The sequence below is a fragment of the Bradyrhizobium sp. USDA 10063 genome, from assembly GCF_054063735.1.
In genome coordinates, this window is record NZ_JBSSGP010000002.1 from 6,802,198 (window position 1) to 6,816,518 (window position 14,321).

10 protein-coding genes are annotated in these 14,321 nt (G+C 63.5%); 4 read left to right on the forward strand and 6 right to left on the reverse strand.

Going from position 1 to position 14,321, the window contains the following annotated elements; translation table 11 throughout:
* Positions 1–22: 22 nt before the first annotated feature.
* Positions 23–1,207 (forward strand): acyltransferase family protein, encoded by a 1,185-nt coding sequence (locus ACVJGD_RS34055; protein WP_456638306.1) that lies wholly within the window; start codon positions 23–25, stop codon positions 1,205–1,207.
* Here the strand turns inward: ACVJGD_RS34055 and ACVJGD_RS34060 are convergent.
* Entirely contained in the window at positions 1,204–4,644 is a 3,441-nt protein-coding gene (locus ACVJGD_RS34060) for an indolepyruvate ferredoxin oxidoreductase family protein (RefSeq protein ID WP_456638307.1), read from the reverse strand. The two genes, ACVJGD_RS34055 and ACVJGD_RS34060, sit on opposite strands and share 4 nt — an antisense overlap.
* Positions 4,645–4,794: 150 nt before the next feature.
* Between ACVJGD_RS34060 and ACVJGD_RS34065 the strand changes: the two genes are divergently transcribed.
* Positions 4,795–5,274, forward strand: coding sequence for an Lrp/AsnC family transcriptional regulator (locus ACVJGD_RS34065; protein WP_456638308.1), 480 nt, complete (start codon positions 4,795–4,797; stop codon positions 5,272–5,274).
* Positions 5,275–5,368: 94 nt separating this feature from the next.
* Here ACVJGD_RS34065 and ACVJGD_RS34070 read toward each other — a convergent pair whose 3' ends face one another.
* The 3 genes from ACVJGD_RS34070 to ACVJGD_RS34080 are packed head-to-tail and all read right to left on the reverse strand — an operon-like array spanning position 5,369 to position 8,603.
* Complete coding sequence (locus ACVJGD_RS34070) at positions 5,369–6,154, reverse strand: fumarylacetoacetate hydrolase family protein (RefSeq protein ID WP_456638309.1); 786 nt, start codon at positions 6,152–6,154, stop codon at positions 5,369–5,371.
* A 12-nt stretch (positions 6,155–6,166) separates the two neighbouring features.
* The gene (locus ACVJGD_RS34075; protein ID WP_456638310.1) at positions 6,167–7,534 is read right to left on the reverse strand and encodes an LLM class flavin-dependent oxidoreductase; all 1,368 of its coding nucleotides are present in this window, start codon (positions 7,532–7,534) and stop codon (positions 6,167–6,169) included.
* Positions 7,535–7,550: 16 nt separating this feature from the next.
* Complete coding sequence (locus ACVJGD_RS34080; RefSeq protein WP_456638311.1) at positions 7,551–8,603, reverse strand: Ldh family oxidoreductase; 1,053 nt, start codon at positions 8,601–8,603, stop codon at positions 7,551–7,553.
* A gap of 374 nt (positions 8,604–8,977) precedes the next feature.
* On the opposite strand from ACVJGD_RS34080, the gene ACVJGD_RS34085 reads away from it, so the two are divergent.
* Complete coding sequence (locus tag ACVJGD_RS34085; RefSeq protein WP_456638312.1) at positions 8,978–12,541, forward strand: bifunctional diguanylate cyclase/phosphodiesterase; 3,564 nt, start codon at positions 8,978–8,980, stop codon at positions 12,539–12,541.
* Here the strand turns inward: ACVJGD_RS34085 and ACVJGD_RS34090 are convergent.
* Together ACVJGD_RS34090 and ACVJGD_RS34095 are read right to left on the reverse strand one after the other, a co-directional pair.
* Positions 12,515–12,856, reverse strand: coding sequence for a hypothetical protein (locus ACVJGD_RS34090; RefSeq protein WP_456638313.1), 342 nt, complete (start codon positions 12,854–12,856; stop codon positions 12,515–12,517). The two genes, ACVJGD_RS34085 and ACVJGD_RS34090, sit on opposite strands and share 27 nt — an antisense overlap.
* Positions 12,857–12,921: 65 nt before the next feature.
* Positions 12,922–13,161: a DUF2171 domain-containing protein gene (locus ACVJGD_RS34095; RefSeq protein WP_028168725.1), complete on the reverse strand. Its 240-nt coding sequence runs from the start codon at positions 13,159–13,161 to the stop codon at positions 12,922–12,924.
* Positions 13,162–13,420: 259 nt separating this feature from the next.
* Here ACVJGD_RS34095 and ACVJGD_RS34100 point away from each other — a divergent pair, with 259 nt between their 5' ends.
* Positions 13,421–14,014 carry a 3-keto-disaccharide hydrolase gene (locus tag ACVJGD_RS34100; RefSeq protein WP_456638314.1) on the forward strand — a complete coding sequence of 198 codons (594 nt, stop codon included), beginning with the start codon at positions 13,421–13,423 and terminating at the stop codon, positions 14,012–14,014.
* Positions 14,015–14,321: the final 307 nt, after the last annotated feature.

A 14,321-nucleotide genomic window follows, 5' to 3' on the forward strand; every position in this document is an offset into this window, starting at 1 on the left:
AGCCTGATCCGGAACAGCCCCGATGCTGCGCAAGACCGATGGAACCGATCAAGGCGCAATCGCGACGACCCGCATCGTCGCGCTCGACCGCGCGCGCACCTTCATCATACTGCTGGTTCTGATCCACCATTCGGTGGTGAACTACACCCATTTCGGCAGCGGCGACAAAGCGCGCTGGCTCGGCTTCGACCTGGTCGTCCTGTTCAACGACAGTTTCTTCATGGCTTGCATGTTCCTGATCTCGGGCCTGTTCGTGCACGACAGCCTGACGCGCCGAAGAGGAGCGAATTTCATCGCGAGCCGCGCCTGGCGGCTTGGCATCCCCTACCTCGTCTCGATCTTCCTGCTGATGCCGATCGCCTATTATCCGACCTTCCTGCGCTATCATCTGCCTGATACCACCGATTTCAACTTCTTCCATTTCTGGTGGCGCACGCTGACGGTCGGACCGTGGCCGTCAGGACCGGCGTGGTTCCTGTGGGTACTGTTCGCGCTCAATATTCTTGCCGTCGTCGTGTGGTCGCTTGGGCCGCGGCTGCTCAAGGGCTTGGGTCAGGTGATCTTTGCCGTGCGCGACCGCCCGATGACGGCGTTCGCGGCATTCCTGGTGGTCTCGCTCGTCTCCTACGTGCCGATGCGCCTGATTTTCGGCGACGCGAGCTGGCTCGAGCCAGGCGGCTATCCCCTGCCGATCCAGACCAGCCGCATCCTGCTCTATGCCACCTATTTCTTTACCGGCGTCGGCATCGGCGTTGTCAGCCTGCGCACCGGCATTTTCGCGGAGGACGGCGAAGTGGCGAAGCGCTGGTCGGAGTGGCTCGGCTATGCGCTGGCTTTCTATGGCGCGATCCTGTTCCTCGTCTACGCCCACCACAACTGGGTCGATTTCAATAATCCGCCCTCGTGGTGGGAAGTGGCTTACGCTGTTGCGTTCGCGTTATTCAGCGCCGCGATGGCGTTCGCGCTGCCGGCGATCTTCCTGCGTTTCGCAAAGGCCAAACTATCGCTGCTCGACGCAATGCGGCCGTCCGCCTATGGCATCTATCTCCTGCACTACATCTTCATCATCTACCTGCAATATCTGGTCTACAATCATACATGGCCCGCCGGCGCGAAAGCAGCCGTCGTGTTTGCCGGCACGCTCGCGGCAAGTTGGGCGCTGACAGTCGCGCTACGCAGGATTCCAGTCGTCGCACGGATGATCTAGCGCTCGCCGCGACGCTCGGCGAGCTGCGCCGACAGGCGCGCGACCTCCGCCTTTACCTTGGCGATTGCGGCGTCCTTCACCGGGCCGTAGCCGCGGATCTCCATCGGCGCGCTGGCGATCGTGAGGAGGTCGAGCATGCTGCGCGGATCGAGCCTGCCGAGCAGGATATCGATCTGTCCCTCATACCAGGCGATGAGCTCGCGTTCCGCGCGGCGCTCGGCGGTGTAGCCGAAGACGTCGAACGGCGTGCCGCGCAGCGCCGTCAGGCGCGCGAGAATCTTCAACGGCGTCCTGATCCACGGGCCGAAGCTGCGCTTGCGCGGCCGGCCGCGTGCGTCCTTCTTGGCCGGCAGGAGCGGCGGGGCCAGATGGTATCGCACCGAGAAGTCGCCTTCGAACTGCTCGCGCAGTTCGCCGAGGAACCCGGTCTCCATGTGAAGCCGCGCCACCTCATACTCATCCTTGTAGGCCATCAGTTTGAACAAGGCGCGCGCGACGGCGTCCGTCAATGCCTCGGTTCCGAGCGAGGCCTCGGCATCACGCACACGCTTCATCGTTTTCTGGTAGCGCGCAGCATAGGCTACATCCTGGTAGGCCGTCAGAAAGTCAGCGCGGCACGCAATCACCTGATCGAGCGTTTCCGCTTCGATCGTCTTCATCGTTTCCGCCCCGGGCAGCAAGTTCGGATCGGCGCTGGCGATGCGTCCCCAAGCGAAGGCCTGCTTGTTGTGCTCGATCGCGACGCCGTTGAGCTCGATGGCGCGGAGCAGCGCGTTCAGCGAGACCGGGACGAGTCCGTCCTGCCAGGCGAAGCCGAGCATGATGATGTTGGCATAGACGGTGTCGCCGAGCAGCCGATCGGCCAGCGCATTCGCGTTGATTGTTCGAAGATTGCCACAGCCGATCACGTTCTCGATCGCGCGCAGCCGAACTGGTGCGGCGAGGTTCGCATCACGGAAGCGCACGACGTCGCCGGTCGGCATCTCCGCGGTGTTGAGCGCAGCACGCATGCCCCGCCGATAGGTGCCGGATGCCTTGGCCGAGGAGCTGACGACAACATCGCAGCCGATCAGCGCGTTGGCCGCGCCCTGGTCGATGCGAACCTGGTGCAGCTCGTCCGGATGGGCTGCGATGCGGATATAGCTCAACACCGGGCCGAACTTCTGTGCAAAGCCGGTGAAATCGAGCACCGAGACGCCGCGGCGTTCGAGATGTACGGCCATGCTGATGAGCGCGCCGACGGTGATGACACCGGTGCCGCCGACGCCGGTCACCAGGAGATCATAGGGACGGTCGAGCGGCGCGAGCGCCGGCAGCGGCAGCATGGCTGCCTGCGCTTGCGGATCGATACTGCTGGCAGGTTTCGCGCGGCGCTTGGCGCCCTCGATCGTGACAAAGCTCGGGCAGAAGCCGTTGAGGCAGGAAAAATCCTTGTTGCAGGTAGAGAGATTGATGCGGCGCTTGCGGCCGAACGGTGTCTCCTTCGGCTCGACGCTGAGGCAGTTCGATTCGACTGAACAGTCGCCACAGCCTTCGCAGATGAGGTCGTTGATATAGGCAAAGCGCGGCGGGTCCTCGATCTGGCCACGCTTGCGCCGGCGGCGCTTTTCGGTGGCGCAGGTCTGCTGATAGATCAGCACGGAGACGCCGGAGATTTCGCGCAGCTCGCGTTGCACGGCATCCATCTCCTCGCGCGGATGGATGGTGACGCCGACCGGGAAATCGGCCGGCGCAAACTGCGAGGGATCGTCCGACACCAGCGCGATGCGCGACACGCCCTCGGCGCGGACGCTATGGGCGATGGCATGCACGCTCACGGGACCGTCGACCGGCTGGCCGCCGGTCATGGCCACGGCATCGTTGAACAGGATCTTGTAGGTGATGTTGGCGCCGGCCGCGATGGCCTGGCGGATCGCCATCGAGCCGGAATGATAGTAGGTGCCTTCGCCGAGATTCTGGAAGATGTGCTTGTTGCCGGTGAATCGCGACGATGCCGCCCAGTTGACGCCTTCGCCGCCCATCTGGATCAGGGACGAGGTCTCGCGATCCATCCAGCTCGCCATGAAATGGCAGCCGATGCCGGCGAGCGCCTTGGATCCCTCGGGCACTTTGGTCGAGGTGTTGTGCGGGCAGCCGGAGCAAAAATAGGGTGTGCGGGTCGCGCCTGCGACCGTGATCATGCGCTGCGCATCGGGCGCGAGCGCGGCGGCGCGTTTGGCAAGATCGAGGCCGGGAAACATCGGATCGAGCCGCCGCGCCAGCACGTCGGCGAGGGCGCGTGGCGACAATTCGCCGATCCACGAGATCAGGCGCGCGCCGGTCTCGTCATGCTTGCCGACCATCCGCTCCGGCTTCGATCCCGGATAATCGTAGAAATATTCCTTGAACTGGCTTTCGATGATGCCGCGCTTTTCCTCCACCACCAGGATCTCGCGCTTGCCCTTCACGAACTCCATCGCATCGTGCAGCGCGAGCGGCCAGACCATGCCGACCTTGTAGATGTCGATGCCGAGCCGGCGGCAGGCGGCCTCATCGAGGCCCATCAACCGCAGCGCTTCCATCAGGTCGAGATGCGCCTTGCCGGTCGTGACAATGCCATAGGTCGCGTGGGGGATGTCGTAGATGTGGCGATCGATCGGGTTGGCTTTTGCAAAGGCGTAGACCGCGTGCTTCTTCGCCTCCAGTCGCTCCTCGATCTGCGGGCCTGGAAGATCTGGCCAGCGATAGTGCAGGCCGCCCGGCGGCGCCGTGAAATCGGGCGCGCGGAAGATGCGCGGGGGGCGCAGTGCGACAGAGGCGCCTGACTCGACGATCTCCGAGATCGCCTTGAAGCCGACCCACATGCCGGAGAAGCGGCTCAGCGCGTAGCCGTATTCGCCGAATTCGAGATATTCGGCGACGCTGGCCGGATGCAGCGTCGGCATGAACCAGCTCATGAAGGCGACGTCGGACTGGTGCGGCATCGAGGAGGAGACGCAGCCATGGTCGTCGCCGGCGACCACCAGTACGCCGCCATGCGGCGACGAGCCATAGGCGTTGCCGTGTTTCAGCGCATCGCCGGAACGGTCGACACCCGGGCCTTTGCCGTACCAGAGGCCGAACACGCCCTGCACCGTGCGATCGGGCTGGGTCTCGACCTGCTGCGAGCCGAGCACCGCGGTTGCCGCGAGGTCCTCATTGACCGCGGGCAGGAATTCGATGCGCTCCGACTTCAAGCGATCGGCGATGCGCCAGAGTTCAAGATCGACACCGCCGAGCGGCGAACCGCGGTAGCCGGAGATGAAGCCGGCCGTGTTCAGCCCCGCCGCGCGGTCGCGTCTGGCCTGGTCAAGCACGATGCGGACGATGGCCTGCGTGCCCGTAAGGAAGACGCGGCCGTGGTCGCGTTCGTAGCGGTCGGAGAGTTGGTAAGTGTCGAGGGAGGGAATGGCGTCCATGGCCGGCCTCGCATCGGATTCGAGTCGGCCGACGGTAATCCCGTCCGCCTGGCAAGTGTTACCAATCCATCCCTCTAACTGGGTATGATTCGGTAGGATTTTGTCGGAAATCGTCGTTTTTGGTAGAGTCTACCAAACGGAGGTGTCCCCATGGTCGAAGAGCAGGACGAACGTATCCTCGCCGAGCTGCAGAAGAACGGACGCGCGACCAACCAGGAGCTTGCTGAGGCGGTCGGCATGTCGACCTCCGCCTGCTGGCGGCGTGTGCGTGGGTTGGAAGAGTCCGGGGTGATATCGGGCTATTCGGCGCTGGTGGAGCGCGAGCGCGCCGGCTTTGCGACCTCGGCGATCCTTCATGTCTCGCTGGAGCGGCATGATGCGAAATTCGTCGACGAGTTCGTGGCGCGGGTGAAACGGCGCAGCGAAGTCCTGGAATGTTTCGCGACCACGGGAGACGCTGACTATCACCTGCGCGTCGTGGTGCGCGACATGCACGCCTATAATCAGTTCCTCGACGAATTCATGTTCCGCGTGCCCGGCATCCGCTATGTCCGCACCAACATGATCTTGAAGGAGATCAAGACCGGCGTCGCGCTGCCGTTCGATACGAGACGGCCGCGCGCGGTATGAAGAAGTAGGGTGGGCAAAGCGAAGCGTGCCCACCATTGCGAGCGGAGTGCGAATGGTGGGCACGCTTCGCTTTGCCCACCCTACAATCTGCGATCTAGAGCTGCTCCTTGACGAACCGATTGCGAAGCGTGCCGATGCCGGTGATGTCGATCTCGACGACGTCACCTGCCTTCAGGTCCGGCGAGGCACCGTCGGTACCCATCCAGATCACGTCGCCCGGCCATAGCGTGAAATACTTGGTCAATTCGACGATGAAGGGAACGATGCCGAAGATCATGTCGTTGGTACGGAAGCGGTTGGTCTCCCTGCCGTTGACCCGTACCACCGTCTCCATATTGTCGAGATCGACGTCGGTTTCGATCCACGGACCCATCGGCTTGAAGGTGTCGGCGTTCTTGGAGCGCCACAGGCCGCGGTCGGCCTTCTGCCAGCTGCGCTCACTGACGTCATTGCCGATGGTGTAGCCGAATATGCAAGACATCGCGTTCGCCGCATCGAGGTGTTTTGCCTTCTTGCCGATGACGACCGCGAGCTCGCCTTCGTAGTGGATCTTCTCCGTTGCTGTTGCCGGGATCACCACGTCCTCGTCATGCGCGATCAGCGCGTTCTGCGCGCGGTAGCCGATCTCGGGCCGGTCAGGCACGGCCGGAATCTCGCCCCGCTTGTCGGCGGCTTCCTTCAGATGCCTCAGATAATTGAGTCCGACGCAATAGAAGGTGCGCGGGATCAGCGGCAGCTCGATCTTCACGTCTTGGAGCGCATGCGTCTGTGCGGTGCGATTCCATTCGCCGAAGGGATCGCCGTCCACGGTGATCACACGGTCGCCCTCGATAATGCCCCAGGAGGTTTTTCCCTGGGCAGTGAATTTGAGCCAGCGCATCTGTTCTCTTTCCTATTCAGCGGCAGCCTGCTGCTGTGTTTTCCAGGCGCCGGCGGCGGGACGGGGCAGGCCGAGATTCTCGCGCAGCGTCTTGCCGGCATAATCGCGATGGAACAGCCCGCGGCGCTGCAGTTCCGGCACGACGTGGCGGACGAAGTCGGCATAGGAGCCCGGCACATAGCTCGCCGCAATGACAAAACCGTCGCAGCCGCGCCCGACGAACATCTCCTCCAGCCGGTCGGCGATGTCCTTCGGCCCGCCGACGATCGCGTCCTGCACCAAGCCGCGGCCGGAGAAGGTGATGAAGTCGCGCGTGGTCGGGTTGGTCTTGCCGGAGGTCCTCAGCACGCCGTCGCGGATGCCGAGCATGCCTTGCATGCCCTGCAGCTCTTCCGTGGTCAGCGGCTCGTCGATGCTCTTGGCGCCGAAATCGAAATTCAGCCCCTCGGCGAGCAACGACAGCGCGTCGATCTCGAGCGGCAGCTTCTGGATCTGCGCCATCCGGTCTTCCGCCTCGGCCTTGGTTGCGCCGCAGACCGGCGTCGTCAGATTGCACAGGAACATCTGGTCAGGATCGCGGCCGGCCTTTGCGGCCTCGCTGCGGATCGCCTCATAGCCTTGCCTTGCGCTCGCAAGGTTGCGCGCGGCGGTGAAGATCACCTCGCCCCATCGTCCGGCAAAGCGCTGGCCGCGGCCGGACGCACCGGCCTGGATGATGACGGGATGGCCCTGCGGCGAGCGCGGCACTGTGAAGGGTCCGCGCGACTTGAAGAACTTCCCGTCGTGATCGAGCCGCTTCACCTTGGTCGGATCGGCGAAGCGGCCGCTCTTCTTGTCGATAAGAAGCGCGCCGTCCTCCCAGGAATCCCAATGGCCGAGCACGACCTCCATGAATTCGTCGGCGCGGTCGTAGCGCAGATCGTGTTCGAGATGCTGCGCGCGGCCCATGTTGAGGGCTTCGCCGTCATTGACCGAGGTCACCACGTTCCAGCCGGCACGGCCGCCGGTCATGAGGTCGAGGGTGGCGAAGCGGCGCGCGACGTCGAACGGCTCGTAGTAGGTGGTCGAACAGGTCGAGGCGAGGCCGAGCTTCTCAGTGACCATGCCCATCGTGGTCAGCACGATGATCGGGTCCATTTTCACGCAACGGATGCCGTATTCGACGGTATGAGCGTGATCGTTGCCATAGCGGTCCGGCATCGCCAGACGATCGTCGAAGAACGCCATGTGGAATTTGCCGGCCTCGAGGATCCGCGCGATCTCCTGGTAGTAGTCGGCCGACATCGAATCGTCGCGCGATTCCGGATGGCGCCAGGAACCCGGCAGATTGGTGCAGTTCTGCGCCTGCAGGAAGCCGACCAGTGCCATTTGCCGTGTCATGCCGCTTCCCCCCGTCTCACGTCAGATCGAGTTGTGTTGTCAGCCCGTACTCGCCGGCGAGCGCGCGGAGCTTGTCCCAGGTCGCATCCTCGATCTCGATGCCGTTCTTCCGCCGCTCCTGCTCGCGCAGATATTCGACCTCGCCCGGATAGAACACGCCCGGACTTCCTTCCGAGGGCGGCGTCGATTTCAGGTAGCGCGCGAACTCGGCAACCTCGCGCTTGAAATCCTGCAGCGGACGGAAGGCGGCGACATTGAACACCGCCATGAAGCATCCGTCATTGTGGCGCCCGGTCGGCTCGACGCCGAATCCAAGCCCGGTGAGCAGGCCGCATAGCACTTCCACCATGGCCGCCAGGCCAGAGCCCTTGTAGCCCTCGCTCCCGCCGAGCGGCAGCAGCGCGCCGCCCTTGCGGTAGCCGGTCGGGTCGGTGGTGTGGCGGCCCTCGGCGTCGATGATCCAGCCCGTCGGAATCCGTTCGCCGCGCGCGACCGCGAGCTGGATCTTGCCCACTGCGACTGCGGAAGTCGCCATATCCAGATAGAACGGCGCCTCGAGCTCGGACGGCACCGCGATCGAGATCGGGTTGGTGCCGAGCCGCGCCTCGCGGCCGCCGAACGGCGCGACGTGTTTTGGCGAACGGCCGGAATCGGCGGTGGCAATGCCGATCATGCCTTCGCGCATCGCCATCATGGGATAGTGCGCAAGCCGCCCGACATGGCTCTGCCGGAACACGGTGCAGGCGGCGACATTGGCGGTCTTCGCCTTGGCAATGGTCAATTCCATCGCCTTGGCATTGACGTGGAAGCCGAAGCCCCACTGGCCGTCGATCACGGTCGTGGTCGGCGATTCCTGGACGATGCTCCATTTCGCGCCGGGCACGATATGGCCGGCCTTGATGCGGTCGATATAGGTCGGGATCGCGATGATCCCGTGCGAATCATGTCCGGCGAGATTGGCGTTGACGCAGCCGACCGCGACCGCCTCGGCTTCCTCCTCCGACGCGCCGGCGCCGCGCAGCAGCGCCGCACCGATGCGGGTGAGACGATCGGCGTGGACGATCGGCATGGGGTTTCCTCTGACTTGAAGCCCGCGTCATGCGGCGGATCTTGCTGTGTAGAGCGCCATGGTCTCAAAGCGATGGGCGGCGAGCAAGGCCAGAATGTCCGGTCCGCCATGACGCCGGCGCGGCTTTTCAGCGTGCGGGTCTCATGGCAGGGAACCGGCGCCTTGCAGGCACGGGGGCGAGCCCTATTCGGCAGCTCTCTTGCGTCGGAAGAAATCGTCAACAAACCGGTAATTTTTCGGGGTTCTGTCCGACTTTGTTCGTCTCGCATTTACTTTGACTCGCAACTTATGGCTGTTCCTAACGTCCACTTAGGTCTCTGCTCCGCATAAAATCCCGCGGGGCCGGCCGAGACTGGCCGCAGGGAGTTGATCGCTTGGAGCCGACCATCGGAGGTACATCCGCGGCGTTGAACGTCACCAACGAAGCGATCCTGTACGCCAAATCGCCGGAGGAGCTGTACGCCAAGGTCTGCGAGGCCGCTTTTTCCAGCGGCGACTTCCTCGCGACGGCGGTCTTCTTGCTGGATGCCGAGACCGGCCTGCTCCGCGTTGCGGTCGGGTTCGGCGAGGATATCGCGCGGCTGCGCGGCATCGACATCTCGATCATGGCGAATACGCCTGAGGGCGACGGGGTGTGCGGACGGGCGTTCCGCGACCAGAAGGCCTGTGTCAGCAACGACTATCTGAATGATCCGCGCTCGCTCGCCTGGCGCGACGGTGCTCGCAGCAGCGATGTTGCCGCAGCGGCGGCAATGCCGCTGATCTGCAATGGCCGCAGCGTCGGCGTTTTCCTCGTCACCCGGCGCGAGGTCGGCTCGCTGGGCGACGAGCTCGTGTCCCTGCTGGCGCGCATGGCCGCGAATGTTTCGTTTGCGCTGGACAATTTCGAGCGCGAGCGCATGCGCAAGAGCGGCGAGCGGGCGATGCGCCGCCTGAACCAGATGTACGGCGCGATCAGCGCGACCAACGAAGCGATCCTTCGCGCCAAGACCGAGCACGATCTCTATCAGCGCGTCTGCGACGCCGCCGTCCATAGCGGGAAATCCGTCGCCACCGTGGTCCTGCTCGCCGAGCCTGACACCCATTGGCTCGAGCCGGTCGCCGGCACCGGCGACGCGATCGAGCTGATCACGCAGACGCGCTTCTCGACCGATCCCGACAATATCTACGGCAAGGGTGTCTGCGGGCAGGCGTTCCGGACGCAGCGGCCGTGTATCAATAACGACATCCCCCAGTCGGACGGTCCGTGGCGACAGATGGGACGCGAGACCGGCGTCATGGCCTGCATCGGGGTTCCCCTGACGAAGTTCGGCAAGAGCGTCGGGGTCCTGCTGTTTTTTGTCGGCAGGTCGTGGGCGGCAGACGAAGAGATCGTCGCGCTGATGGCGCGGATCGCCGAGAACGTCTCGGTTGCGCTCGACAATTTCGAGCGCGCCAATGAAAAGGCCAAGGCTGACCGGCAAAAGGACCGGTTGTCGCGGATGTTCGCGGCGCTGAGCGCGACCAACGAAGCGATCATGCGGGCGAGATCGCGCGAGGAGATGTTCGCGCTGGTGTGTCAGGCGGCCGGCAAGGGCGCCAGGTTCAACTCGACCAGCATCTTCCTGATCGCGCCCGGCAGCGATTATCTCGACATGGCGGCAACCGCAGGACCAACGTCCGAGAATGCCCGCAAGCTCAAGGTATCGATCAACGAATCCGTTCCGGAGGGACGTGGGCTTTGCGGGACGGCATTCCGCACCAGGCAGGCCAGCATCGACAACAATTTCCTGAAGGACATCGCAGCGAATGCGTTCCGGTACATCATCGAACGCGAGGGCGCGCGATCGGGCGCGGCGTTTCCGTTGTTCGTCGACGGTGAGCCGGTCGGTGTGATGCTCTTCATCTCGTCCGAACGCGACACCTTTACCGCCGAGTTCGCCGAACTGCTGCAGCGGCTGGCCGACAACGTGTCGTTTGCGCTCGGCAGCTTCGAACGCGCGGACGAGAAGGCAAGGACCGAGGATCAGAAGGAACGGCTGACCCGCATGTTCGCGGCGCTGAGCGCCACCAATGAAGCGATCATGCGGGCGAAGTCGCGGACCGAGCTGTTCCATCTCGTCTGCGAGGCCGCGGTCGTCGGCGGCAATTTCACCTCCACCGCGATCGCGCTGGAGCGGCCGGGCGACGATTATCTGGAAAACGTCGCCTCGGCGGGTCCCGACGCGGAGCGTGCGTTCAACGTGCGCCTGTCGGTCAATGCGGCGCATCCTGAAGGGCGCAGCCTCACCGGCATCGCATTCCGCACCCGGAAACCCTGCATCAGCAACGACTATCTCGGCGATTTCGGCGCCTCGAGCCCGTTCTTCCAGGTCCTGCGCGACGCCGGCACCCGTTCCGGCGCCGCATTCCCGCTGCTGAAGAACGGCAAGCCGATCGGCGCCATCATCTTCCTCTCCAGCGAGATCGGCGCCTTCAGCCCCGAGCTGATCGGGCTGCTCAGACGTCTCGCCGAGAATGTCTCGTTCGCGCTGGAAAATTTCGATCGCGCCGACGAGAAGGCGAGGGCCGACGAGAGGATCGAATATCTCGCCTCCCATGACGGCCTGACGCGCTTGCCTAATCGGGAAACCTTCAACGAATTGCTGCGACACGCCATCGAGGTGGCCGGCCGCCACCAGCGCCAATTCGCCCTGCTGTTCATCGATCTCGACCGTTTCAAGGTCATCAACGACTCGCTTGGCCACGACGCCGGCGACCTGCTACTCGTCAAGATCGCCGACCGGCTGCGCGGCACCTTGCGTTCGAGCGACGTCATCGCCCGGCTCGGCGGCGATGAATTCGTCGTCATCCTGGAAGAGACCGATCGTCCCGATGTCGAGACGATCGCCGAGAGCTTGTTGTCGGCGCTCAGCCAGCCGCTGCAACTGAGCGGACACGAATGCCACACCACGGCCTCGATCGGCATCGTGATGTATCCGGCCGATGGCTCGGACGCCAAGACGCTGACCAAGAATGCCGACATGGCGATGTACCTCGCCAAGGAGGACGGCAAGAACGGCTTCCGCTTCTACTCCAAGGAGATCAAGACGCAGTCGATCGAACGGCTGACGCTGGAGAATGCCCTGCGTCGCGCGCTGGAGCGCGATCAGTTCTCGCTCTACTACCAGCCGAAGATCGACATCGCGAGCGGCCAGATCACCGGCGTCGAAGCGCTGCTGCGCTGGACCCATCCCGATCTCGGGCAGGTCGCGCCGCCTCAGTTCATCCCGCTCGCGGAGGAGATCGGGCTGATCGTGCCGATCGGCCGCTGGGTGTTGAAGGAGGCGTGTGCGCAGAACATGGCCTGGCAGCGCCGCGGCTTGCGGCCGGTGACGATGGCGGTCAACCTCTCGCCGCGGCAATTCGCCGACGAGCATCTTCTGCAGGACGTCGACGAGGCGCTGCGCTCGAGCGGCATGTCGCCGGCGCTGCTGCAGCTCGAGGTTACCGAAAGCATGGTGATGCGCAACGTGTCGCGGGCGATCCGGGTGCTGGATGCGATCCAGAGCCGCGGCATTCGCCTGGCGATCGACGATTTTGGCACCGGCTACTCGTCGATGTCGCTGATGAAGCAGTTCCCGATCGACACCATCAAGATCGACCGCTCCTTCGTGCGCGACCTCGCCCGCGACAGCGAGGACCAGGCGATCGCGCAAGCCATCATCAGCATGGGCAAGGCGCTCGGCATGACCGTGATCGCCGAGGGCGTGGAGACGGCCGAGCAGGAACGCTTCCTGCGCGACCATGGCTGCGATGAGATGCAGGGCTTTCTGCTGAGCAAGCCACTGCCACCGCAGGAGCTCGCCGAGTTGTTGCGTTCTGCGCCGGCGCTTATTTCTCCGCCGCTGCAGCCGGCGGACGATGCCGCGGACGATCAGGCGGCGTCGGATTTAGGGTGGAAACGCGCTGTCATCTGATGGCTGCACATGCAGGTCGCGCACGTCCGAATCGGTCGATTTCACCTTGCGCGAGAAGTCATAGGGCCACGGCAGATTGGTCTGACCGGCGAGTGATTTCAGCAGCACGGCGGCGCCCGCTGCAAAAGTGGCGCCCTTGGCGAGTCTTAATCTGACGGTCCAGTCGGCTGGCAATTCCATAGCGGTTTCGCGTAGTTCGAACGCCGGCCCCCACCACCAGGCCGGCGCCGGCGGCCGTTCGCTTTCCGGAATGGCGCGCCAGCGTCCGTATTCATCGACGATGCGCTCAAATTGCAGTTTCGCGGCGGGATGCATCGGGATCCTCTGTTCTGCTCCCGATGATATCCACCTTCGCGGCCAACGCAAAGCCGCGTTGCCATCTATTGCCGGCCGTGTTGCCAGTGCGTGGTCACCTCGGTGCCCGTCTTGTTCAGATGGACATGCTGGTCGACATGGTCGACCCAGGACAGCGGGATGAAATGATGGTGCTGTCCGTCGGGTGAGCTTTGCTTGGTCAGCTTGATCTTGTCGGTTCCTTCGAGATGATCGACCTTTCCAACCGTCTTCCGGTCCGACGAGATGACGTCCATATGTTCCTTGATCTCTGCGGCCATTGCCATCGTTGATCTCCGTGGATGATGGAGACGATGAACGCGGCAGCCGGGCAAAGGTTGCTGCGTATCTCGTCCTCGCCATCTCTGATGTTACCAATGCAATTGGCGAGCTCCGGCAGCGGACAACATACGCGCATGCATGCGTGATCGGCGGATGCGTAGCTTCTCGCACAACGCAACTGCAGCATCGAAATCGATTTGCGCTCGCGCGCGGCAGTGATTAGTTTGCCCGCACAATCAAAACAACATCGGGAGGATGCTTTTGATGAAACATGTGTGGACGCTTGCTGCCGGTCTTTTGATCGGTGCCGCTCTGTCCTTTAATCTCGCTTCCGCCGAGGGAGACGGCTGGATCACATTGGTCGACGGCACCAAGAAGGGCGACTGGGACGAGGTCGGCAAGGCAAACTGGACGTTGAAGGACGGCGCGCTGGTCGCCGACAAGCTCGACGGCAAGGATCTGTCCTATCTCGTCAGCAAGAATTCCTACAAGGATTTCCAGATCAAGGCAGAGTTCTGGACCGATGAGGACGCCAATAGCGGCATCTTCATCCGTTGCGACACCAACAAGACCATCGATTCCAAGGTCTGCTATGAGGTCAATATCTTCGACAAGCGGCCCGATCCGACCTACGGCACCGGCGCGATCGTCGATGTCGGCAAGGTCAACCCGATGCCCAAGGCGGCGGGCAAGTGGAACACCTATGAGATCACGGCGCAGGGTCCGCATCTCGTCGTCGTGCTCAACGGGCAGAAGACGGTCGATGTGCAGGACAAGACGCACGCGAGCGGTCCGATCGCGCTTCAATATGGCTCGGGCGTGGTCAAGTTCCGGAAAGTGCAGATCAAGCCACTGTAACGGCATTCTCCCTCCCCTCCAGGGCAGGGCAATCGCGTATAGCTGTTTGGTGGCTGTGAACGAGGTGGGCCTCATGGTTCTCCGAGCGATGCGAGCATCGTCCGGAGATGCGCCGCAAGCGGCGCTCCTCACCATGAGGGTCTAAGATCTGCCGCGAAATCAGACCTCATCCTGAGGAGCCGCGCAGCGGCGTCTCGAAGGATGGGCCCCGAAGGGACTGCCCACCAAGTTCTATTTCATATGCGATAACCCTGCTTGAAAGGTGGAGGGTAGGGTGGGGGTCAAGCCACGTGCACCGGCGCTTGTG

What these genes read in the sequence shown, in the direction of transcription:
- ACVJGD_RS34090 (WP_456638313.1), bottom strand. Translation starts at nt 12,856, where the DNA reads ATGCATCCCGCCGCGAAACTGCAATTTGAGCGCATCGTCGATGAATAC.
- ACVJGD_RS34060 (WP_456638307.1), bottom strand. Translation starts at nt 4,644, where the DNA reads ATGGACGCCATTCCCTCCCTCGACACTTACCAACTCTCCGACCGCTAC.
- ACVJGD_RS34065 (WP_456638308.1), top strand. Translation starts at nt 4,795, where the DNA reads ATGGTCGAAGAGCAGGACGAACGTATCCTCGCCGAGCTGCAGAAGAAC.
- ACVJGD_RS34100 (WP_456638314.1), top strand. Translation starts at nt 13,421, where the DNA reads ATGAAACATGTGTGGACGCTTGCTGCCGGTCTTTTGATCGGTGCCGCT.
- ACVJGD_RS34095 (WP_028168725.1), bottom strand. Translation starts at nt 13,161, where the DNA reads ATGGCAATGGCCGCAGAGATCAAGGAACATATGGACGTCATCTCGTCG.
- ACVJGD_RS34075 (WP_456638310.1), bottom strand. Translation starts at nt 7,534, where the DNA reads ATGACACGGCAAATGGCACTGGTCGGCTTCCTGCAGGCGCAGAACTGC.
- ACVJGD_RS34070 (WP_456638309.1), bottom strand. Translation starts at nt 6,154, where the DNA reads ATGCGCTGGCTCAAATTCACTGCCCAGGGAAAAACCTCCTGGGGCATT.
- ACVJGD_RS34055 (WP_456638306.1), top strand. Translation starts at nt 23, where the DNA reads ATGCTGCGCAAGACCGATGGAACCGATCAAGGCGCAATCGCGACGACC.
- ACVJGD_RS34080 (WP_456638311.1), bottom strand. Translation starts at nt 8,603, where the DNA reads ATGCCGATCGTCCACGCCGATCGTCTCACCCGCATCGGTGCGGCGCTG.